The sequence below is a fragment of the Mycobacterium intermedium genome (assembly GCF_002086275.1).
Taxonomy (GTDB): Bacteria; Actinomycetota; Actinomycetes; order Mycobacteriales; family Mycobacteriaceae; genus Mycobacterium; species Mycobacterium intermedium.
The window spans coordinates 1-415 of sequence record NZ_MVHT01000328.1 but is presented as its reverse complement, the minus strand read 5'-3'; the positions used below and the strand labels follow the sequence as shown (position 1 = coordinate 415).

The following is a 415-nucleotide window of genomic DNA, read 5'->3' as shown; positions in this document are numbered from 1 at the left end:
CCGCCGGCGCCTCCGTCGCCGCCGGCCGCGCCCGACCCGCCAGCGCCGCCTCCAGGTGCACCCGCCACACCTTGGCCGCCGGCCCCGCCGGTGCCCCCGGTGCCACCAACACCGCCAGAACCGGCGACGGAGGCGCCGGCGGTGCCGGTGGGGCGGCCGGTGTTGGCGCCGGCGGTAGCCAGGGAGCGGGTGGCCAGGGCGGCAACGGTGGGGTCGGCGGTACGGGCGGTAGGGGCGCTGACGGCACAGACAACAGCGCCATCGTCGGGTTGGCGGGCGGTGCCGGCGGAGCCGGCGGTACGGGCGGGACTGGCGGGGCCGCCGGTGCCGGTGGCGCGGGCTCTACCCCCGGAAAGGACGGCGTTGCCGGCTCCGGAGGTACTGGCGGCACGGGCGGCAACGGTGGGGCCGGCGG

General features: G+C 80.5%; 1 protein-coding gene. It reads left to right on the top strand.

Annotated features, from left to right (window positions below):
- Nucleotides 1–71: 71 nt before the first annotated feature.
- Nucleotides 72–415, top strand: a 344-nt coding sequence (locus BST27_RS33020) for a hypothetical protein (protein WP_211285349.1), incomplete at its 3' end; no start/stop codon positions are given.